This window comes from Neptunomonas sp., from assembly GCF_016744175.1.
Classification (GTDB): domain Bacteria; phylum Pseudomonadota; class Gammaproteobacteria; order Pseudomonadales; family Balneatricaceae; genus Neptunomonas.
In genome coordinates, this window is record NZ_JADGEV010000005.1 from 18240 (window position 1) to 38919 (window position 20680).

Genomic DNA, 20680 nt, shown 5'->3' on the forward strand with positions numbered 1-20680 from the left:
AAAGCGGACATTCACTGCTAAGTATTGATCTACAGCAATTCTGTCGTTTGATTTCGTCCATTCTCTTTCGCTTGGTACAGTGCTCTATCGGCTCTATCGGCTCTATCGGCTCTATCGGCTCTATCGATAAGGTCGCAGATTTCATCTCCAGTCTTGTAGACGGTGATGCCAAAACTAGCCGTCTTGTGACCTATTATAGGAAAATGATGCTTCTCGATCTCAGTCCTTATCTTCTCTGCCATTGTCATAAGTCCGTCCCTGTCTAGCTCAGGACATATAATCAAAAACTCTTCACCACCCCATCTGCTAACGAGATCCACTGTACGTGAGTTGGATCGTAAAATTGTCGCTAATTCTATGAGTATGCGATCTCCTACAGGGTGCCCATGTGTATCATTAACCTTTTTGAAATGATCAACATCTACCATCATGATTCCGAAATTAGTACCGTATCTGACGGCACGCTCCAGTTCTTGATCAAGCACTACATCCGACTTCTCTCGGTTATACAAATGAGTTAGGCGGTCTGTGACAGATAACTTAGCAAGAATCTTATTAGCTTCCTCTAACTCTTTATCTTTTATCTTAAGCTGAGTTAAAGCGTTTTCTGCTCTTCGACGAGCGGCTTTCAATGTATAGTTCCAATATAGAACTACGACAAACAGAATCAGGACTAGGGCAGCAACCTTCAATAAAAGCGACCAATCCAATGATTTCTTTGGCATTCCAAACCAAAGATCTCTGATTTTAATTTTTTCTTCTTCCCTTATACGGCTTAACCCTTTATCGATAATGGTTCGTAATTCTGGTTGATCCTTGCGTAATAAAAAATGTATGTTTATTGGCTCTCCCACAGGGAATGCCACTTCAATGTAATCAGTTAAACCAATTTTTTTTGCAATAAAAGGCGCTGTTTCATCAAGTATGCATAGATCCACTTGTCCTGATACAACCGCACTAATAAGTTCATGAATTTGATCAAAATAAATGACTTCAGTATTATCAGTTATGCTCTCTAGTACTTTTTTAAAAAGTACATTGCCACTCTGCATTGCAACCGTCTTCCCCTCAATATCTGATGGGCTTCGTATTTTCTGGGGGTTGCCCTTCTTTACTAGGACTAAGCTGGTCATAGAAAGGTATGGATGAGAGGGAACAAAATGCAATGCACGATCTTCAGAAAAAACAGCAGTAAGCAGTCCATCGACCTCTTTGCGCTTTGCTTTTTCCTGAATATCTTTCCAGATACGCATTTTGAATTGAATGTTTAAGCCTGTATGTTCAGACACAAGTTCAGCAATCTGGATATCATGACCACTGAAGCTGCCATCTAAGTTCTTAATTACAAACGGTTCAAAGGATTTCCCGACCCCAAAAACGACTTTGGGGTTAGTAGATAAATATGCTTTTTCTTTTTCATTCAAAAAAGAATCAGCCTGAACGTTCCAGCTTGTGATCACTAACCCTAAATAGAAGCAGGCCAGAACTGGGGGTAGAGTATTCAGTCGCATTTGAAGAGGTTGCATCCTGCATTAAAGGATTCACTGTAATGTACAGCAATACAGTGAATCATGATGCAAAGATCATGCTCTTTAGTGCTTCACTAGGAAGTTGTTATTGTTGTAAGAGTTAACAGCAAGCCTGATAGCTCAGGCTCACTTTGGGTAAATTATTTATGCGGACTACAATGCCCGATGAACGTTTATCACGCAGATTCTAAACCTTAATCCCCGTATACCTCTCCCTCTCTGCGTGGATCGGCTGCTCCGGTAAGCTTATTATCTTTCAATAAAATAGCGTGAATACCCGAGTTTAAGTCTCGCACGTTAACTTTGTAGCCCATCGTTTCTAGTGGTGTTTTGAACTGTTCGGCACTGGTGCCTTTTTCTAGGTCGTAGGTGCCAAAGCGGTTTACTAGGTGCGGTAGGTTGATGGCTTCTTGAATCGGCATATCCCAATCAAAGTGGGCAATTAAGGTGTTAGCCACGTAACCGATAATGCGCGAGCCGCCGGGTGAGCCGATAGCCATATAGGGCGCATCATCTTTCATAACAATGCTTGGCGACATAGATGAGCGGGGGCGTTTGCCAGGTTCTAGGCGGTTGGCGATCGGGTAGCCATTTTTATGTGAAGCAAATGAGAAGTCAGTTAACTCGTTGTTGAGCAAAAAGCCGTTACTCATTAAGCGAGAGCCAAAACCGTTTTCGATGGTGGTTGTCATTGAGACAATATTGCCCTCTTTATCTGCTATGACGAAGTGGCTGGTGGATGGCAGCTCGATTGACTCGTCATCTTCAAGCGCAACTTTTCGCATGCTCCCCCATGCAGGCTCTCCTGCTGTTACCTGCTTTTTGCTAAGGGCTGTTCCCAGTGTTATCAGTTTGGCGCGTTCTGCTAAGTAGCTTGGATCAAGTAGCCCTTGGGGCATCGGTACATAGTCACTATCAGCCATGTAGCGTCCTCGGTCAGCAAAGGCTAAACGTGACGCGTCGCCGATAACTTGCCAAGATTGTGGGCTGTCTTTTCCTAAGCTTCTTAAATCAAAGTTACTCGATATACCAAGAATTTGCCCAACGGTAAGTGCACCTGAGCTGGGAGGCCCCATGCCGCATACATCATACTGATGATAAGGCGCACACGTAGCAGGGCGCTCTTTTACTTGATAAGCCGCAAAATCACGGGTGGATAAAACACCGGGGTTGCCATCTGCTTCGTGTACTCTGGAAACAATATCCTGTGCTATTTTTCCATTGTAGAAAGCATCGGCGCCATCGTTGGATAATGTTGTTAACGTGTCAGCATATTTTTGGTTTTTGAGTCGTTGCCCTGCAGAGAGTGGCGAGCCATCTTCATTGAAAAAATATGCCTTAGTATCTGGATAGCGGCTTAGGCGCTCAGCATCAGCGGCAATTGAGCCAGCTAAACGTGGTGAAACAATAAAACCCTGCTGTGCCTGGCTAATGGCAGGTTTTAGTAGAGATTCCCAAGATTGTTTTCCATAGCGTTTATGGACGCTTTCTAATAGCTTTACGGTACCTGGTGTACCTACAGAGCGCCCACCAACTACCGCATCATAAAACTTCATGGTGCTGCCGTCAGCGTTTTGAAATAGCTCAGGTGTTGCTGCTAGCGGTGCTGTTTCACGCCCATCAAAGGTAGTGACCTGCTTAGTTTTAGCATCGTAATAAACGAGAAATGCACCGCCACCGAGTCCTGATGATTGTGGCTCAACAAGGCCAAGCATTACTTGCACGGCGACCAGCGCATCTGCTGCGGAGCCTCCTGCTTTTAGTACTTGGTAACCTGCCTTTGCAGCCAGTGGGTTTGCTGCAGCAACCATATAGTCTGTAGCGGATACGCTAGTTTTGGTGCTAGTGCCACTTGCAACTTCCGGAGCCACGGAGTCTGCTACTTGAGAGGTGGCCAGTGCAGGTGTTGAGACAAGCGCCGCACTGATTAAAATAGCGAGAGTGTTATGTTTTAACATTGTCAGCATCCTATAATTTTTTATTGTTATAGCCGTTGTTCTGTCTATGAATCAGTGTATAAAGTTGAAGTGCGCATCGGTGCACTTTCCTGTGCCATTATTACCTCCTTTTGTGCCAAAAAAATCTGGCTTTGCTATTTGATGTGAGAAAGAGGCAAGGCCGTTCTATTTAAAACCTGACGCATTACAAAGCTCGTTCTGATACTCGATACGCCTTCTATTTGATTAAGCTCTTTCAATAAAAACTTCTCGTAATAAGACATATCGGGCATGACTACTTTTAACAGGTAGTCGGCATCGCTACCAGTGATCAATGAGCACTCTAATACTTCGTTGTACGTTGAAATGCTTCGCTCGAAGTTATCCAGTGTTTTAGGCAGCTGCTTTTCAAGGCTTACATGGATGAAGATGGTTAAGGGGAGCCCCAGTTCATTTTGGTTAAGGAGCGTGACTTGTTTATCGATAATGCCAGCATCTTCTAGTTGTCTCACTCGTCTAGAGCAAGGGGAGGGAGACAGCCCAACTTTATCTGCTAACTCAAGATTACTGATATTGCCTTCACGCTGAATTTCATCAAGAATTTTACGATCAATTCGGTCTAATTTTTTAATTGGCATAATTAATCGCTTTTTAGGTATTTTTTAGTTTTGTGTGCCAATTTACGTATTATTCGGGTCGAATAAGACCAGATTGGCTACGCTATGATAGCTATTCTAACCACTTAGTTTTTTTAGAATCAAGCGTGTCTAAGTGGAGATTATGATGAACAATAATAAGAGCCTGTCTTTTTCAACCCGTGCAATACATTCCGGTTACGATGCGTCTGAAAATGAAGGTGCGTTAAATCCGCCTGTTTATATGACATCAACTTTCTGCTTTGACAGCGTAGAACAAGGCGCTGCACGCTTTGCTGGTGAAGAACAGGGGCATTTCTATAGCCGCATTTCTAACCCGACGCAGGCATTGCTTGAGACGCGTTTAGCTGATCTGGAAGATGCCGAAGCCGCTTTAGCTACTGCATCAGGTATGGGAGCAATTACCGCCGCCTTGTGGACACTTGTTGCACCGGGAGACAGAGTCATAGCTGATAAAACATTGTATGGCTGCACTTTTGCTTACCTTCAGCACGGTTTGCGCAAGTTTGGTGTCGATGTTGAGTTTATTGATTGCACTGATATAGAGGCAGTGGCTTCGGCCTTAACTGAAAATACTAAAGTTGTGTATTTTGAAAGCCCTGTGAACCCGAATATGCGGGTTATGGATATCACAGCGATTAGCCAGCTTGTACATGACTATAACCCTGATATTAAAGTGATGGTTGATAATACCTATTGTACGCCGGCGTTACAGCGGCCTATTAATTTAGGTGCTGATTTGGTGGTGCATTCAGCGACCAAATATTTAGGTGGGCACGGTGATTTGATTGCAGGGGCTGTGATTGGTAAGCAATCGGTTATTGATCAAATTCGTGTTTTTGGATTAAAAGATATGACGGGTGCAGTTATTGCGCCATTAACAGCGTTTTTGATTCTCCGTGGTCTGAAAACATTAGAACTGCGCATGGAGCGCCATTGCAACAGTGCGCACGAGATTGCAACACGCTTGCAACAGCATAATACAGTTGAGAATATTTACTATCCGGGCCTTGCTGATAATCCTTATCATGCGCTAGCCAAAGCTCAGATGACACGCAGCGGTGGCATGATAGCAATGGAGCTAAAAGGTGGCTTTGCTTCGGGTGTGCAGTTTATGAATGAGCTTAAGATGATCAAAAGAGCGGTGAGCTTGGGGGATGCTGAAACACTATGCCAGCACCCTGCGAGTATGACTCACGCGACTTACACACCAGAAGAAAGAGCTAAGCATGGCATTAGTGAAGGTCTAGTTAGAATCTCTGTTGGTTTAGAAGATATCGAAGATATTTATGCAGATATTGCGCAAGCACTACAGCGCGTTTGATATGTTTACGTGGCCTTAGGGCCACGTTCTATTTTGTTCTTTAGGTTGAGCTGATCCCGTATTTTTTTAACTTTAACGCTATGGTGTTGTGAGATACCTTTAAGCGCTGCGCAAGCTTTCGTGAAGAGGGGTATTGAGGGTACAGCTCACTCAGTAAGGATTTTTCAAAGTTGTCTTGGGCCGCTTCCCAGCTTCCAAATGCACCTTGGGTGCCGTTATCTGAGCGTTGCTCAGGCTTTGAGTCTACTAAGATGTCATGGTCTTCAAGCATGTCGTCGTCTGACATCGCTACCGCCCTAAATAAGACGTTTTGCAGTTCTCGAATATTGCCTGGCCAGTGATATGTCATTAATAGATCTAAACCACTCTCAGAAATGTGAGGTGGCGTTCTATTAGTTTGTTCAGCAGCACGCATAATGAAATGCTTACTGAGGGCTGGAATATCAGCCCGGCGATTACGCAGAGGCGGTACTTGTAGGTTTAACACATTAAGTCGGTAGAATAGATCTTCACGAAACGTGTTGTCATCAGCCATGCTGAGTAGATCTCTATGCGTTGCACTGATAATACGGACATTAACCGAGATCTCTTTCTCTCCGCCAATACGCCTGAAAGAATACTCCTGTAAAAAACGGAGTAGTTTCGCTTGCAGGTACGCAGACATTTCGCCTATTTCATCAAGAAAGACTGAACCGCCATTGGCAATTTCAAAAAGGCCGGGTTTGCCGTTTTTATTGGCCCCTGAAAAGGCGCCAGGTGCGTATCCAAATAGCTCACTTTCGAGCAAATTTTCAGGCAATGCAGCGCAGTTTATCGCCATAAAAGGCGCATCTTCACGTGCACCTTTTTCATGCAGCATATGAGCGAGGAGCTCTTTGCCTGTTCCCGTTTCACCTTGAATGAGTACTGGCATATCTAAGCGTGAAAAACGCTGTGTGTTTTTGATGAGTGTCTGGGTTGCTTCAGCGCTGCCAATGAGTGACGTAATGCTGTCGCTAGGAGTGTGGCTGACAGCCGATATTTGCTGCCCGATACGGCGCAAGCTTTGCAAAAGTAGTACCGCACCCGAGACTTGAGCTTCACTTTGGTTATATGAAAAAACAGGTGTGATATCGACAATAAATGCATGACCGTCTACGTTGATATCCAGTGTTTTGGCCGTGCTTGATAAAATGGAGGAGAGAGGCCTGTCAATAAATTCGGCCAGTGATACTCCTTGTAATGAAATTTTATCCATTTTTAACAAAGCAGCCGCGGCAGTGTTCGCTAATAAAATACGGCCTTCAATATCGATATCTAGAATAGGGTCCTGCAGCTTAGATAACACCGCATCTAAGTGCTGGCTACGTCGCTCGCCCGGTAGTAGGTCAACTTCAACGATCTCAGTGATGCCTTCGATCTTGTGTAAGCGCTTTTTTAATTCCCCTAGAGTGGCGTTATCGTCCAACTCAACAAAGGTGTGGTGCAAGTGCATCTCGACGGTTGCAAGGTTCCAGTTTTGCTGAGAGAACACGGCGAGTATCTCTTGCGTAATGCCTATTCTATCTTTTGATCGTATATCGAATCGCATGGAATTTAATCCGTATTATTTTTATTACAGTGTAATTATATTATTACACACATTCTACTTCTTTGTTTTTATTACCTATTAATGAGTGTTCAATATGCTTTTCAAGTTTTTCTGTAATAAAAATATGACGGTTGTTTTGACCTGTTTAATGCTTTCTTATCTTAACTATTTGATATTAAAGATATTTAAATAGTTGGTTTGTTCTTTGCTCTTACATCCCTATAAGAAAACATATAACAGGGCGTAAGAATGATAAAAGTTCAAGGATCTACTGTATCAGAATCGATTAAAGGCGATTCCCTTGGTCAAAGTGCTCTTTCAGAAGGAGTGCATTGGACTTCAGAACTAAAGCGTAAGCGCCACACAGGGCCTGCACAAGTTCATAAAGACTGGTCAGAAGCAGGGCCTTCAACAGCGGCTGTTCATGCCGGGACGTTGGATGATCAGGTTTCTGGTGCGGTTGGTACGCCAATTTATCAGACTTCAACTTTCCTTTTGGGAAGTGAGCAGTATCGCTCTGTAGAAGAAGGGTATGCGCGAGACCGCTTTATCTATACACGTTACGGCAATCCTAACCAGTGGGCAGTACAGACCAAGTTAGCTGCGTTAGAGGGGGCTGAGTCGGCTTTGGTCTTCAGCTCTGGTATGGCAGCCATTACAGCAACCGTCATGGCGATGGTTGATAAAGGTGCGCATATCGTTGCCTCTAATGAGTTGTATGGCGGGACCTATAACTTATTCAATCAGGAGCTGCCGACTTTCAATATGACGGTTAGCTATGTAGATCCGCGTGACTATACAGCGATTGAAGCGGCTATTAAGCCCAATACACAGATTCTTTATTTTGAAGCGTTAACCAATCCTTTGCTCAAGCTGGTGGATGTTAAGCGCTTATCTGAAATTGCTAAGCGCCATCAATTGCGCTTGATTATCGACGGGACGTTTCTTACGCCTATTAGCTGTCGAATGATCGAGCTAGGTGCTGATGTGGTTATTCATTCAGCCTCTAAATACTTGAATGGTCATAGTGACTTGATTGCCGGTGCGGTGATGGGTAGCCGTAAGCTGGTAGATATGATCTGGCCGCGTTTGCTGACTTACGGAGGGTGTTTGGACCCGCATGCCTGTTTCATGTTTGAGCGTGGCTTAAAAACCCTAGCAATACGTATGCAGGCGCATGAAAGATCGGCCTATCAGTTAGCGGAGTTTCTCGAAAAGCAGAGCGTGATCAAGCGCGTTTTTTATCCTTTGCTTAATAGTCATCCTGACTATGAGTTGGCTTCTCGTGTTCTCAATAATGGCGGCGGCATGATTGCCTTTGAGATAGCAGGAGGCGATAGCGCAGCGCTCGATTTATTGGACCGCTTACGTATACCTAAGCAGGCCACTAGTTTGGGAGGCGTGGAATCACTTATTAGCCTTCCTTATAACACGTCTCATGCGGGATTCACTGCAAAACAACGTTTAGACATGGGCATTAATCCCGGTTGTGTTCGTTTATCTGTGGGCATTGAAGATGCAGCAGATCTTATTAATGACTTTGAGCAGGCTCTTAACTCAATTTTACTGGAGAACAAATAATGCGTAATGGAATTGCAGTTTCTGCACTGAGTGAATTTGTTAACGAAATTAAAAATGACCCTCGTGAAGCAATTGCCAAATACGGTGTTGAGCTGAATTGGCAAAGTGGTACTCGCTCAAGAGTTACCGCCTTACCTATGAGTGTTGGTCCACATACCGTGAGCCGTGATTTCACGTGGGAGATTGATGAGCCTAGGCAGTTACTAGGCTGCAATCATGCGCCCAACCCACAGGAGTATCTGTTGTCTGGTGTTGGTGCCTGCATTTTAGTTGGCTTTGCGGTTGGGGCCTCTGTGATGGAGATTCAACTAGAGAGCCTCAAGGTCACTGTTCGCGGGCAGCTTGATTTAGCTGGCTTTTTGGATATCAATCCTGAATCACCAGTGCCATTCACTGAGCTGAATTATTGCATCGAAGTGTCTGGTGATGGCACGCCAGAGCAATTTGAAAAACTGCGTCAAACCGCGCTACAGCAAAGTCCAAATGCAATGACCATTATGAAAGGAGCAGCTGTTGATGGTGAATTAATCATCAATAGACACGTGTAGTAGGAGCAGGAGGCACAGGGATGTGTATTAGCACAATGTAAAAATCATCTATCAATAATAAATATAAAAGGCAGTAGAAATGAAAAAAATAAATAGAGTCTCGGCTTTTCTTACGATGATGGCCGTCAGTACGGTTGCGTTCTCTGGTTCATCAGAACTATGGAAGGAATCAACGCTTAATAAAGTGATAGAGGCCGATGAATTAAGAGTGTGTTTTGAAGCGGGCTATATGCCGTTCGAAATGAAAGCAAAAAATGGCAGCTACATAGGTTTTGATATTGATATGGCAAAGTTACTGGCTAAATCAATAGGTGTTAAACATACGCCGGTGAATACTGCTTGGGATGGGATTATTCCCGCATTGCTAACAAATAAATGCGACATTCTTATTGGTGGAATGACGATCACTTCGCAACGTAACCTCAAGGTTAATTTTTCAGATCCGTACATTGTCGTAGGACAATCCCTTCTTATTAAGCCCTCTCTTGCCGCAGAGATAAAAAGCTATAAAGACTTAAATAACCCTAAATATACCATTGCTGCAAAGCTAGGAACCACGGGTGAGATTGCGGCTAAAAAGCTTATCCCTAAAGCTAATATTCGTTTGTTTGAATCAGAGGCCGAAGGTGCTCTTGAAGTGGCTAACGGTAATGCCGATGCCTTAGTTTATGATTTGGCGTCTAACGCAATTTTCTCAGCTCAAAATAAAGCGCGTGTAACACATATTGACGAGGCATTTACGTATGAGCCATTGGGTTGGGCTATTCGTAAAGGCGATCCTGACTTCACCAGCTACCTGAATACATTTTTACGCCAAGTCAAAGGCGACGGTACTTACGATCGTATTTATAACAAGTGGTTCAACAGTGACTCCTGGTTAAAGCACGTTCAGTAATTACACAGTAACTAATTGACAGGGGTTGAGTGAAGATGGAAAAAACACCAAACAAACTATTATGGCATGGTGTGCTGTTAGCTATATTGCTGAGTGTTGGCTATTCGGTTTTGTTGGCTAGCCAGAGTATTCAATATACCTGGCGTTGGGAGCGTGTTGTTCCTTATCTGATTAATACAGAACCTATGCCGGTTACGTCACCTTTTGATGGGGTGGCTAGCATCAGCACAGATGGTTTGTCTGTATCGATTGAATCAGATAACAGTGCAGAACCTGTGCAGGTGTTTAACGAGTTCTCACAGATAGTGGTTGGGGATGGTGATCTGATATTTGAGGGGGATGTTGTTGCCACCACTAATGATTGGCGCTTAGGCCCCATTATGAATGGTTTGGTGATGACCTTAAAAATCTCCATCGTCTCGCTCATCTTCGCTGTCATTATTGGGTTGTTTGTAGGCTTGGCGAGAGTCTCATCCAACCCGGCGCTTAAGTATCTCTCGCTTATTTATGTGGAGATCGTACGTGGAACACCTTTGCTGGTGCAGATCTTCATCTTCTATTTTTTCATTGGAACGGTATTGGGGCTTGATAGATTTACCGCAGGTGCTGCTGCGTTATCTATTTTTGCCGCAGCCTATGTAGCAGAGATTATCCGCTCAGGAATTCAATCAATACCTGCTGGCCAAATGGAAGCGGCTCGAAGCTTAGGTATGAATTATGCCCAAGCGATGATTTATATCGTTCTACCTCAGGCGTTTAAACGCACTTTGCCGCCTATGGCTGGGCAGTTTATCAACCTAATTAAGGACTCATCCTTAGTGTCAGTTATCTCGATTACCGACTTAACAAAAGCCGGTCGTGAGGTTGTTAGTGGCACGTTTGCACCCTTTGAAGTGTGGTTTACGGTAGCGTTGCTTTATCTCGTGTTGACCGGAAGCTTGTCATGGATGGTGAAACTATTAGAGAAGAGGTTAGCTAACAGTGATTAAAGAATATACAGGCGACGACATGATCGTAGCCACCGGCATTGATAAGTTTTATCCCAATGGTTGCCATGCTTTGAAAAAGGTTTCGGCAACGGTTCACCGAGGTGAAGTATTGGTTGTCATTGGGCCGTCTGGATCAGGAAAATCAACATTCTTACGTACGTTGAATCAACTGGAAACTATTAGCAGCGGCTCTATTAGTATTGATGCGACAGATATGTACGCCACAGATACTGATATTAATAAATTGCGTGAAGAAGTCGGCATGGTGTTTCAGGGCTTTAACCTTTTTCCACATATGAGTGTGCTGGAAAATGTGATGCTAGCGCCATTGAAAGTGTCGAAAAGAAATCGTCGCGAAGTGGAGGAGCATGCTCGCGCGTTGTTATGCAAAGTGGGTTTGGAATCTCGGATGACAAACTACCCATCGCAACTATCGGGTGGGCAGATGCAGCGTGTTGCTATTGCACGCGCTTTGGCCATGAAGCCCAATATCATGTTGTTCGATGAACCAACCTCTGCCCTGGATCCTGAAATGGTGGGTGAAGTTCTGGATGTTATGAAAAGCTTAGCCAAAGAAGGTATGACCATGGTTGTAGTGACCCACGAAATGGGTTTTGCCAGAGAAGTGGCTGACCGAGTGTTGTTCATGGAGGAGGGTGAGTTGCTGGTGGATGATACTCCTACCTTGTTTTTTGATAACCCCGAACATCCGCGTTTGGCGAAGTTTCTGTCACAGGTGCTGTAAGAGTACGTTTGACATTGATTTTGTTGTTTTTAAAATTTGTGAGATTTTTGTGCTAATTCTTCTTCATAAATTGGTGTGTATCACCATGAAATTGGTTTTTTGTAGATAACTTCGCAATTTAAAGCTAACACGCAAATGCTAAATTAATTTAAGAATCGGCGATGATAATTACCCATTTCTCCCGATGAATGTCAGTTCACAAGGCTGGTTGCTTTTGTCCTTAAAAGGGGCGTCATTAAGGGACTCTATTCGAGTCCCATTATTACTCTGTCGTTTATGTCCTTTGGGAAAAATAATATGAATACAATTAATCCTATAACTGAGTCATTTAGTAATGATGAAATGACTCAAGAGAATAAAGAGTGGATTGAGGCTCTAAATGATATTTTGAGCGCCCAGGGAGAGAACCGTGGTCGCGATATTTTGCGCCTATTACAAAATTATATGTTGAGTAAAAATATTAACTTAACAGAAGCAACGCTCAATACTCCTTATCGAAATAGTATCTCTACAAATGATCAACCAGCGTACCCCGGTAATCCTGAATTAGAGCAGCAGTTAGAAAATATTATCCGCTGGAATGCGGCTGCCATGGTCCTTAAAGCAAATGACCAAGGTACTGGGGTTGGAGGGCATATTGCGACATACCAATCTGCCGCGACCATGCTAGAAGTCGGCTTTAATCACTTTTTCAAAAACAAAACAGACCAATACGGCGGAGATCAGCTGTTAGTTCAAGCGCACGCTGCTCCGGGTTTATATGCCAGGGCTTATCTGGAAGGCCGCTTGTCTGAGCAGCAAATGCAGAATTTTCGCCGAGAATTACAAGACGGTGGTGGGTTAAGTTCGTATCCACACCCAAGGCGTATGCCAGACTTTTGGCAAGGGCCTACCGCATCAATGGGTTTATCAACGCCTTCGGCGATTTATCAAGCTAGATTCATGAAGTATTTAGAAAATCGTGGTTTGAAAAATCAAGATGGCGGGAAAATTTGGTGCTTTATTGGCGATGGTGAGTCGGATGAGCCAGAAGTGCTTGGCACCATCAATATGGCGACACGCGATAACCTTGATAACTTGGTTATGGTGGTTAACTGTAACTTGCAGCGTCTTGATGGACCTGTACGGGGTAATGGGAAAATTATCCAAGAGTTAGAGCGTAATTATCGCGGTGCTGGTTGGAACGTTATCAAGGTAATTTGGGGGAGCGAATGGGATGAACTCTTTTCACGCGACCACGATGGCATTTTACAAGCGCGTATGGATCGCGCCGTAGATGGTGATTATCAATTTTATACTGTCTCAGATGGTCCAACGGTTCGTGATCACTGGACAGAAGGTGATCCAAAGCTTGATGCGCTAATGAAAACACTCAGCAATGAGCAAATTCGTTGTATTAAACGCGGTGGTCAGGATCGCCGCAAGATCTTCGGTGCGTTTGATTTAGCATTGCGCAGTGATGGTAAGCCGACTGTCATCTTAATGAAAACGGTTAAAGGTGATGGTATGGGGGCGTCTGCAGAAGGGCAGAACACTTCACATCAGAAGAAACAGTTTACGGTGGCAGAACGAGTGGATATTGGGCGTCGCTTCGAGATCCCATTAGATGATGATGCATTGGCTGCTGCACAACTGTATAAACCAGCTGAAGATAGTGCCGTTATGCAGTATATGCATGAAAAGCGCCAAAATTTAGGTGGTTACTTACCTTCGAGAAAAGTTGATTTCAAACCTGTTGTTGCGCCTGAACTGAGCTTGTTTAAAGAAGCACTAGAAGGCACAAAGCGTGACCAATCTACAACGATGTCGTTTGTTAAAATGTTGTCACGCATGCTTAAAGATAAAACATTAGGTAAATATATTGTTCCTATTGTGCCTGATGAAGCGCGTACTTTTGGTATGGAGTCTTTGTTTAATCAGTTTGGTATCTATTCCTGTGAGGGACAAAAATACAAGCCGGTCGATTCCAGCAGCTTGCTGCCGTATAAAGAAGCAAAAGATGGTCAGCTGTTGCAGGAAGGTATTTGTGAAACCGGTGCAATGGCTTCTTTCTTGGCAGCAGGTACCGCGTATGCAAATTATGGTGTGCCGACTATTCCGTTCTATATTTTCTATTCTATCTTCGGCTTTCAGCGCGTTGGTGACATGATTTGGGCATGTGCAGACAGTTTAGCAAAAGGCTTTTTGCTAGGGGGGACTGCTGGGCGTACGACTTTGAATGGTGAAGGTTTGCAGCATCAAGATGGTCACTCTCATGCTGTAGCAGCGACTGTCCCTAATATGTACAGCTACGACCCCTCTTTTGCATATGAGCTGGCTGTTATTGTGCGAGATGGTATCAAGCGTATGTATGAGCAGGGAGAGAATATTTTCTACTACCTGACTTTATATAACGAAAACTACTCGATGCCAGCGATGCCTGACAATGTTGAAGATGGAATTTTGCAGGGGATGTACCGCTTTAAAGAAGATACTAGCGATGGCCATAAAGTACATCTAATGGGCAGCGGTAGTTTAATGCAGGAAGTCTTAAAAGCGGCTGATATCTTGGCTGAATACGGCTGTAGTACCGATATTTGGAGTGTGACGAGTTACAACCAACTAACGCGACAAGCGCAATCAATCGAGCGGCATAACTTGCTTAATCCTGAGAAGCCATCACTGAATTATGTAGAGCAATTGCTTGAGGGGGAGAGTGGCCCGTTTGTCGCTGTGTCTGATTTTATGAAATCACTTCCTAACGGTATAGCACGTTGGTTCCCCGGCGGATTAACTGCACTGGGAACTGATGGTTTTGGGTTGAGCGAGAGCCGTCCTACACTCCGTGATCACTTTGAAGTGGATGCTCGTTATATTGCGTGGGCTGCATTAACTAGCTTATATCGCAAAGGCTCAGTCACTTCCGGTGAACTATTACGTGCACGTGAAGCGCTGGATATCCCACATGAAAAAGCTGACCCCGCCCTATTTTAAGGGTTGCTTATCTTGTCGATATTTTTATAAACATTCGTAACCACTTTGGGCTTTTGTAGCCCAGAGTGCCCACTTTTATGGGAGTGATACATGGCTACGGAAATAGTGTTAATGCCAGATGCTGATGGCAGTGGTGATGTAATAGAATTCTGTGTTGAAATTGGCGACAAGATAGTTGCTGGTGACTCGATAATTGTTATTGAGTCAGACAAGGCATCCATGGAAGTGCCTTCATCCATAGAGGGAACCGTGGTTGAGTGGCTGGTTGAGATGGGAGATGGCATTGAAAAAGGCCGCCCGTTAGCTAAGGTCGAAATATCCGAAGACGTTATCGCTGAAGTTGAAACTTTGGTGGCTGAACAGAGCGCGGATACTGCTTCTCCTCGTGCGGTTTCTGCAGCACCCTCAGCGGCATCGGAAAAGCTGGTTTTGATGCCTGATGCGGGTGGTAAAGGTGATCTTATAGAGTTTTTTGTACAGCCCGGTGACAGTTTTTTAGAGGGAGATATGCTGCTGTTGGTGGAGTCTGACAAAGCAGCTATGGAAATCCCCGCACCTTTTTCAGGGAGTGTTATTGAGCTAGTGGCTGAGCTTGGTCAAACCGTCGAGGAAGGGGCTATCTTAATTAAGGCCTTGGGCGCTGTTGAGTCGAACTCTGTTGAAGGCACCGCTGCTTTGTCTGTTACTCAGAGCGATAGCAAAACTAGTGAACCCTTGAGTACACCGAAAACACTCGCTTCTTCTTCAACTGTTGCCGCAGCATCAATCGCTGCAGTCAGTAGCATTTTGAATACATCGTTATCTGCAGTGGGCACTAGCCAAGTTTATGCTGGCCCAGCTACTCGAAAACTTGCACGAGAGTTAGGCGTTGACTTAGCGAAAGTGAAAGGTGCTGGCAAGCGAGCACGTATCTTAAAAGAAGATGTGAAGCAGTTTGTGAAGCAGCAAATGTCTACAGCGAATAGCGCTAATGTTGTGGTTCAATCTGGGGTACCCGCTATACCGAGTATAGATTTTAGCAAGTTTGGTGAAATCGATACTCAGAACCTTTCTGGTATCGCTAAAGCAACATCAGCACATATGACGCGCTGTTGGTTAAATATTCCACATGTGACCTTGTTTGATGAGGTGGATATTACTGATCTAGATGCATTTCGTGCAGCGATTAACCCTGAGCTTTATGGATTGTTGAAGAAGCCAACCATACTGCCGTTTATCATCATGATTGTTGCTAAAGCATTGCGTAAACATCCGCAGTTTAATGCTTCGTTGCATGCAGATGGTGAGCAGATCATCTATAAAGACTATGTGCATATCGGTGTGGCTGTTGATACACCAGCGGGATTAGTTGTTCCTGTTATCAGAGATGCTGATAAAAAGTCAGTCAGTGAATTAACGCTAGAGATCGCTGAATTAGCGAAAAAAGCGAATGATCGAAAGCTGAAGATTGACGATATGCAAGGTGGCTGTTTTACCGTCTCGAGTCTTGGGGCCAGTGGTGGTGTTGGTTTTACCCCCATTATTAATGGGCCAGAAGTGGCTATTTTAGGGGTGGCAAGGGCTGATATTAAACCCTCTTGGGATGGTGAGGCTTTTATACCGAGAAAACAGCTACCGTTATGCTTGTCTTTTGATCACCGAGTTGTCAATGGAGCGGATGCAGGGCGCTTTATGGCCATGATTCATCAATGTTTATCAAAGATAGGAAACACCCTCCTGTAGTGAGCGCTTGCTCTTTGGAGTGGCCCTTGTTGGCCACTCTTTTTTTTGCCCACGAAAAGTGCATGCTATGTTAATGAAAGGAGTGCATGAACCAGTTTCTCCGCGCTGTAGTAGGGAGCACTGTCTGATGTTACAAGAGGGGTATCAATGATCTGAATGTTATAAGATACTAGGTACTGTTGAGTCTCTGTATCAATATCAGTAAAGCGAGAATCTAATAAAATAATATTTAGAAACTGTTCATTCTCTTTTTTAATACATTCAGCTTTTAAGTATTTTAATAGTTGGTGGATAGCTTGCGATATTGTTGTTCCATAAAGTTCAGGGTCTTGTCCCAGGCTAGGTACATATACTTTTGGGCAGGTATTTTCTTGAATGGATTCTGAAACGCCAATGGGTAATAGGTTAGTAAGAATGCTGCTGTAGAAGCTGCCAGGAGGATAGCAAATCAGGTCGGCTTCTTTAATGAAAGTACTGAGCGTGCTATTTAATAGGCATTGTGTTTTTTGATAATAGTCTGGATCACTGCTTAAACTGATATCTTTTATGCGTGACTCTAATGGCGGTGCTTCTTTGCCTGTAATCCTATGTTGGCCGACAATGCATTGCCCATCTTCTAAGTGTGCCGTTAAATGTAAACTTTCTTCCGTAATAGCATGAACTTTGCCGAGCGTATTAATTAATTTGCTTAAAAGAAAGATGACTGGTTCAAGTTGCCTGTTATGTGTTAAATAGCCGCCAGAAATTAATAGGTTGCCGATACTGGCACCACGTAAATTAAAATTGTCAGGCATGACGTTAATAAAGAAAGTCAGCAAGTTTCTAACTAAATCTCGCATAGGTTGTTGGATGGCAGTAATGAGTGGGTCTGTGCCATCTGCAATGTTTGAAAGCTGAGCCACTAATTCGGAATCATTAGCCGATTCTGGCAAACGATAATTGAACAATGCAAAAATAGCAGGATTACCCGTTACTGTTTCATCTGCTAATGCGAGCAAACGGCTGCGCAAATCGCCAATGGCTGGCATGTCGAATGCACTGCGCAACTTGGCAGAACTGCCGCCAGAATCAAATGCTGTGACCAAATGAATCGAATTGTGAGTGTAGTATTTAAGTGTCCTGCTTACTTGTTTTAGAGCACTCCCCCCGGAAAAAAATAAGATACGAGGGCCTAGTTCCGGGCTTTTATGGTAACGACTGATTCTCATGGGATCCGGCAATGAAGCTTGTCGCTTAATGAGGATCTTATTCATATGAGTAACCTTTAATGAAAGAATACAGAGACAATTCAACGAAAAAACATACAGACTCGTATATGATAAGTTAACCTTGGATTATTCTCAGCAGATATTTACTGAAAGACAATAAAATGGCCGACAAGTGATAGCTACACTAGATATTATTAGCGTTGAACAGCATATTGATAGGCGTATTTTTCTTCGAAATAAGGATGAGATGTGAGAAAAATCACTAACTACCTCACCCATTCTGGACGTCCTTCTTGCATTGAGGAAAAGGACTTTAGACGCTTCGTTATTATTTCAGTTTTAGGCGTATTTGCGGGTGCTGTTCATCTCGTACTTATTCCATTTTTCTTTAGCATTGGGGCGGTAGAAATGTCCGCCATAAATGTAATTAGTGTAATTGCATGGGGGTACAGCTTATTACTTAATAGTCGAGGTGAGCATGCTAATGCCATCATACTCATATGCACTGAGGTATGGATTCATTCGGTATTAGCGGTTATCTATCTTGGGCTAGATGTCGGCTTTCAGCATTACTTGTGGGCTATTTCAGCATTAGCTATTTTGAATACGCGCCTTAACTTTTTATACGCTTCGCTTTATAGCTTTTCTTTCATCCTGACATTTGCGCTCTTATATCAGTTTTGTGGAGACATATCGTATCAATATAAATTTAGCGAATATGTAACAGTTGCTCATTTTATAAATATTATGATTGCAGGGATCCCTTTTATAATATCCCTTACGGTTATTCGTTTTATCTCTGTTACTCAAGAGGAGATTATGAATAAGCAAGCATCGTTAGATAGCCTGACAGGACTCTATAACCGCCGAATGGCAACAGAAGTCGCATTGAAAACTATGCAGCAAGCATCCAGGAAGGGGGAGCCAGTGAGCATAGCGCTAGGTGATATTGATTACTTTAAGAGAATTAATGATACGTTTGGGCATGCTGAGGGTGATCACGTTCTGCGTGAAGTCGCGTTATTTTTTAGGTCTAGGTTACGTGAAGCGGATATTATTTCGCGCTGGGGTGGAGAGGAGTTTCTTATTGTCTTGCCGGGAGTCGATGGGAACTCAGCATATTCAAAAATTGATAAACTCCGTCAATTTTTTGAGAAAGAAGTGAAGGTAGAAAACGATACTAATTATGCAGTGCAAGTTAGTTTTGGCGTGGTTGAATGTACAACGGGTGTAACATTTGAAGAATGTCTAAAACGTGCCGATGATGCATTGTATCTAAGCAAAGAAAACGGAAGGAACAAAGTTACATTGGTGTCTGCGTTCATGCTCAAGTAGCTTTTAATGGCTCTGGGTTTAACCTTGTTTCTACACGAGGTTAAGACTAACGCCCAACCCCGCACAGTGATTGATTTGGTGTATAATCCAGCCACACATAGACTCATTAGAGTCATATCATAATATAGAACCAGAGCAGTGGAGAGCCTCGAATGAGCGTTATTCGCCAAGACGATTTCGTCGATAGCATTGCAGATGCATTACAGTTTATCTCCTACTATCACCCGATTGATTTTATCAAAGGGGTGCACGAAGCATACTTAAAAGAAGAAAACCAAGCGTCTAAAGACGCCATGGCTCAGATCCTTATTAATTCACGTATGTGTGCTGAAGGACACCGCCCTATTTGTCAGGATACGGGTATTGTTACCGTATTTCTAAAAGTAGGAATGGATGTTCAGTGGGATGCCAAAATCGGTGTGACCGATATGGTGAATGAAGGCGTACGCCGAGCTTACATGCATCCGGATAATGTATTGCGCGCTTCAATTTTGGCTGACCCTGCAGGAAAGCGCCAAAATACAAAAGATAATACCCCTGCTGTTATTCACTATGAAATAGTAGAGGGTGGCGAAGTAGAAGTTCATATCGCAGCCAAAGGCGGTGGTTCTGAAAATAAATCTAAAATGGTAATGCTAAATCCATCTGACAGCATTGTTGATTGGGTTGTTAAAACAGTTCCTACTATGGGTGCTGGTTGGTGTCCTCCAGGCATGTTGGGTATAGGTATTGGTGGAACGGCTGAGAAGGCTGCTGTATTAGCGAAAGAGTCGTTGATGGGCTCTATTGATATTCATGAGTTGCGTGAGCGTGGGCCTCAGAACCGCATTGAAGAATTGCGTCTTGAAATCATGGATGCAGTAAATGCGCTGGGCATCGGTGCACAAGGTTTGGGTGGTCTTACGACGATTCTAGATGTGAAAATTATGGATTATCCAACTCATGCAGCTTCTTTGCCGGTTGCAATGATTCCTAACTGTGCGGCAACTCGTCACACACATTTTAAGCTAAACGGTAATGGCCCTGCTGTCCTTACTCCGCCTAACTTGGATGATTGGCCTGAAGTGACCTTCGAAGTTGGAGCAAGTACTCGTCGTGTGAACTTGGATGAAATTACGCCTGAAGATGTAAAAGACTGGAAAGTAGGCGAGACGGTTCTACTTAACGGTAAAATGCTCACCGGTCGTGATGCTGCCCATAAACGCATGATTGAAATGCTGAACAATGGTGAAGAGCTTCCTGTTGATTTGAAAGGCCGGTTTATTTACTACGTTGGCCCAGTTGATCCAGTGGGTGATGAAGTGGTTGGTCCTGCGGGCCCTACAACGTCCACACGGATGGATAAATTCACACGTCAGATTTTAGAAAGCACTGGTTTGCTAGGTATGATTGGTAAATCTGAACGTGGTCCTGTGGCGATAGAAGCTATTAAAGATAACCAAGCGGTCTATCTCATGGCAGTGGGTGGCGCAGCTTATCTTGTATCTAAGGCTATTGTTGGCTCTAAGGTGCTGGCATTTCCTGAGATGGGGATGGAAGCTATCTATGAGTTTGAAGTGAAAGATATGCCTGTGACAGTTGCCGTAGATGTTAACGGTGAGTCTGTTCACAATACAGGCCCTGCAAAATGGAAAGATATTATTGCTAAGCAGGCATAGCATAGTATTT

Annotated in this window: 15 protein-coding genes; 10 read left to right on the forward strand and 5 right to left on the reverse strand. The window is 43.7% G+C overall.

Annotated features, from left to right (window positions below; genetic code table 11):
• Positions 1-29 precede the first annotated feature (29 nt).
• The 3 genes from QZZ55_RS03180 to QZZ55_RS03190 form a co-directional block, all read right to left on the reverse strand.
• The gene (locus QZZ55_RS03180) at positions 30-1511 is read right to left on the reverse strand and encodes a diguanylate cyclase (RefSeq protein ID WP_293265258.1); all 1482 of its coding nucleotides are present in this window, start codon (positions 1509-1511) and stop codon (positions 30-32) included.
• Between the two features lie 212 nt (positions 1512-1723).
• Positions 1724-3487, reverse strand: a complete 1764-nt coding sequence (gene ggt / locus QZZ55_RS03185) for a gamma-glutamyltransferase (RefSeq protein ID WP_293265259.1) — start codon at positions 3485-3487, stop codon at positions 1724-1726.
• Positions 3488-3621: 134 nt separating this feature from the next.
• Positions 3622-4098 carry an Lrp/AsnC family transcriptional regulator gene (locus tag QZZ55_RS03190; RefSeq protein ID WP_293265440.1) on the reverse strand — a complete coding sequence of 159 codons (477 nt, stop codon included), beginning with the start codon at positions 4096-4098 and terminating at the stop codon, positions 3622-3624.
• Positions 4099-4246: 148 nt separating this feature from the next.
• Between QZZ55_RS03190 and megL the strand changes: the two genes are divergently transcribed.
• A complete protein-coding gene (gene megL, locus QZZ55_RS03195) occupies positions 4247-5446 on the forward strand; it encodes a methionine gamma-lyase (RefSeq protein WP_293265260.1) in 1200 nt (399 codons plus the stop codon).
• Positions 5447-5486: 40 nt separating this feature from the next.
• Here the strand turns inward: megL and QZZ55_RS03200 are convergent, their stop codons facing one another.
• Entirely contained in the window at positions 5487-7016 is a 1530-nt protein-coding gene (locus QZZ55_RS03200; protein ID WP_293265261.1) for a sigma 54-interacting transcriptional regulator, read from the reverse strand.
• A gap of 249 nt (positions 7017-7265) precedes the next feature.
• On the opposite strand from QZZ55_RS03200, the gene QZZ55_RS03205 reads away from it, so the two are divergent.
• From QZZ55_RS03205 to QZZ55_RS03235, 7 genes are all read left to right on the forward strand, one after another.
• Positions 7266-8597, forward strand: coding sequence for a PLP-dependent aspartate aminotransferase family protein (locus QZZ55_RS03205; RefSeq protein ID WP_293265262.1), 1332 nt, complete (start codon positions 7266-7268; stop codon positions 8595-8597).
• Positions 8597-9145 (forward strand): OsmC family protein, encoded by a 549-nt coding sequence (locus QZZ55_RS03210; protein ID WP_293265263.1) that lies wholly within the window; start codon positions 8597-8599, stop codon positions 9143-9145. Before QZZ55_RS03205 ends, QZZ55_RS03210 begins: the two co-directional genes overlap by 1 nt.
• Positions 9146-9224: 79 nt before the next feature.
• The gene (locus QZZ55_RS03215) at positions 9225-10040 is read left to right on the forward strand and encodes a transporter substrate-binding domain-containing protein (RefSeq protein ID WP_293265264.1); all 816 of its coding nucleotides are present in this window, start codon (positions 9225-9227) and stop codon (positions 10038-10040) included.
• Positions 10041-10075: 35 nt separating this feature from the next.
• Positions 10076-11029 carry an amino acid ABC transporter permease gene (locus QZZ55_RS03220; RefSeq protein ID WP_293265265.1) on the forward strand — a complete coding sequence of 318 codons (954 nt, stop codon included), beginning with the start codon at positions 10076-10078 and terminating at the stop codon, positions 11027-11029.
• 19 nt (positions 11030-11048) lie between these two features.
• Positions 11049-11774, forward strand: coding sequence for an amino acid ABC transporter ATP-binding protein (locus QZZ55_RS03225; RefSeq protein WP_293265442.1), 726 nt, complete (start codon positions 11049-11051; stop codon positions 11772-11774).
• A gap of 297 nt (positions 11775-12071) precedes the next feature.
• On the forward strand, positions 12072-14747 hold the full coding sequence (aceE, locus tag QZZ55_RS03230; RefSeq protein ID WP_293265266.1) for a pyruvate dehydrogenase (acetyl-transferring), homodimeric type: 2676 nt from the start codon (positions 12072-12074) through the stop codon (positions 14745-14747).
• Between the two features lie 90 nt (positions 14748-14837).
• A complete protein-coding gene (locus QZZ55_RS03235; RefSeq protein ID WP_293265267.1) occupies positions 14838-16469 on the forward strand; it encodes a 2-oxo acid dehydrogenase subunit E2 in 1632 nt (543 codons plus the stop codon).
• Positions 16470-16534: 65 nt separating this feature from the next.
• Here the strand turns inward: QZZ55_RS03235 and QZZ55_RS03240 are convergent, their stop codons facing one another.
• On the reverse strand, positions 16535-17722 hold the full coding sequence (locus QZZ55_RS03240; RefSeq protein ID WP_293265268.1) for a GAK system CofD-like protein: 1188 nt from the start codon (positions 17720-17722) through the stop codon (positions 16535-16537).
• Positions 17723-17926: 204 nt separating this feature from the next.
• On the opposite strand from QZZ55_RS03240, the gene QZZ55_RS03245 reads away from it, so the two are divergent.
• Together QZZ55_RS03245 and QZZ55_RS03250 are read left to right on the forward strand one after the other, a co-directional pair.
• Entirely contained in the window at positions 17927-19012 is a 1086-nt protein-coding gene (locus QZZ55_RS03245) for a diguanylate cyclase (protein ID WP_293265269.1), read from the forward strand.
• 152 nt (positions 19013-19164) lie between these two features.
• Positions 19165-20670: a fumarate hydratase gene (locus QZZ55_RS03250; RefSeq protein ID WP_293265270.1), complete on the forward strand. Its 1506-nt coding sequence runs from the start codon at positions 19165-19167 to the stop codon at positions 20668-20670.
• Positions 20671-20680 lie beyond the last annotated feature (10 nt).

Excerpts from the sequence above, each read along its gene's own strand:
- QZZ55_RS03180 (WP_293265258.1), bottom strand. The coding sequence starts at position 1,511 with ATGCGACTGAATACTCTACCCCCAGTTCTGGCCTGCTTCTATTTAGGG.
- ggt (WP_293265259.1), bottom strand. The coding sequence starts at position 3,487 with ATGTTAAAACATAACACTCTCGCTATTTTAATCAGTGCGGCGCTTGTC.
- megL (WP_293265260.1), top strand. The coding sequence starts at position 4,247 with ATGATGAACAATAATAAGAGCCTGTCTTTTTCAACCCGTGCAATACAT.
- QZZ55_RS03200 (WP_293265261.1), bottom strand. The coding sequence starts at position 7,016 with ATGCGATTCGATATACGATCAAAAGATAGAATAGGCATTACGCAAGAG.
- QZZ55_RS03205 (WP_293265262.1), top strand. The coding sequence starts at position 7,266 with ATGATAAAAGTTCAAGGATCTACTGTATCAGAATCGATTAAAGGCGAT.
- QZZ55_RS03210 (WP_293265263.1), top strand. The coding sequence starts at position 8,597 with ATGCGTAATGGAATTGCAGTTTCTGCACTGAGTGAATTTGTTAACGAA.
- QZZ55_RS03215 (WP_293265264.1), top strand. The coding sequence starts at position 9,225 with ATGAAAAAAATAAATAGAGTCTCGGCTTTTCTTACGATGATGGCCGTC.
- QZZ55_RS03220 (WP_293265265.1), top strand. The coding sequence starts at position 10,076 with ATGGAAAAAACACCAAACAAACTATTATGGCATGGTGTGCTGTTAGCT.
- QZZ55_RS03225 (WP_293265442.1), top strand. The coding sequence starts at position 11,049 with ATGATCGTAGCCACCGGCATTGATAAGTTTTATCCCAATGGTTGCCAT.
- aceE (WP_293265266.1), top strand. The coding sequence starts at position 12,072 with ATGAATACAATTAATCCTATAACTGAGTCATTTAGTAATGATGAAATG.
- QZZ55_RS03235 (WP_293265267.1), top strand. The coding sequence starts at position 14,838 with ATGGCTACGGAAATAGTGTTAATGCCAGATGCTGATGGCAGTGGTGAT.
- QZZ55_RS03240 (WP_293265268.1), bottom strand. The coding sequence starts at position 17,722 with ATGAATAAGATCCTCATTAAGCGACAAGCTTCATTGCCGGATCCCATG.
- QZZ55_RS03250 (WP_293265270.1), top strand. The coding sequence starts at position 19,165 with ATGAGCGTTATTCGCCAAGACGATTTCGTCGATAGCATTGCAGATGCA.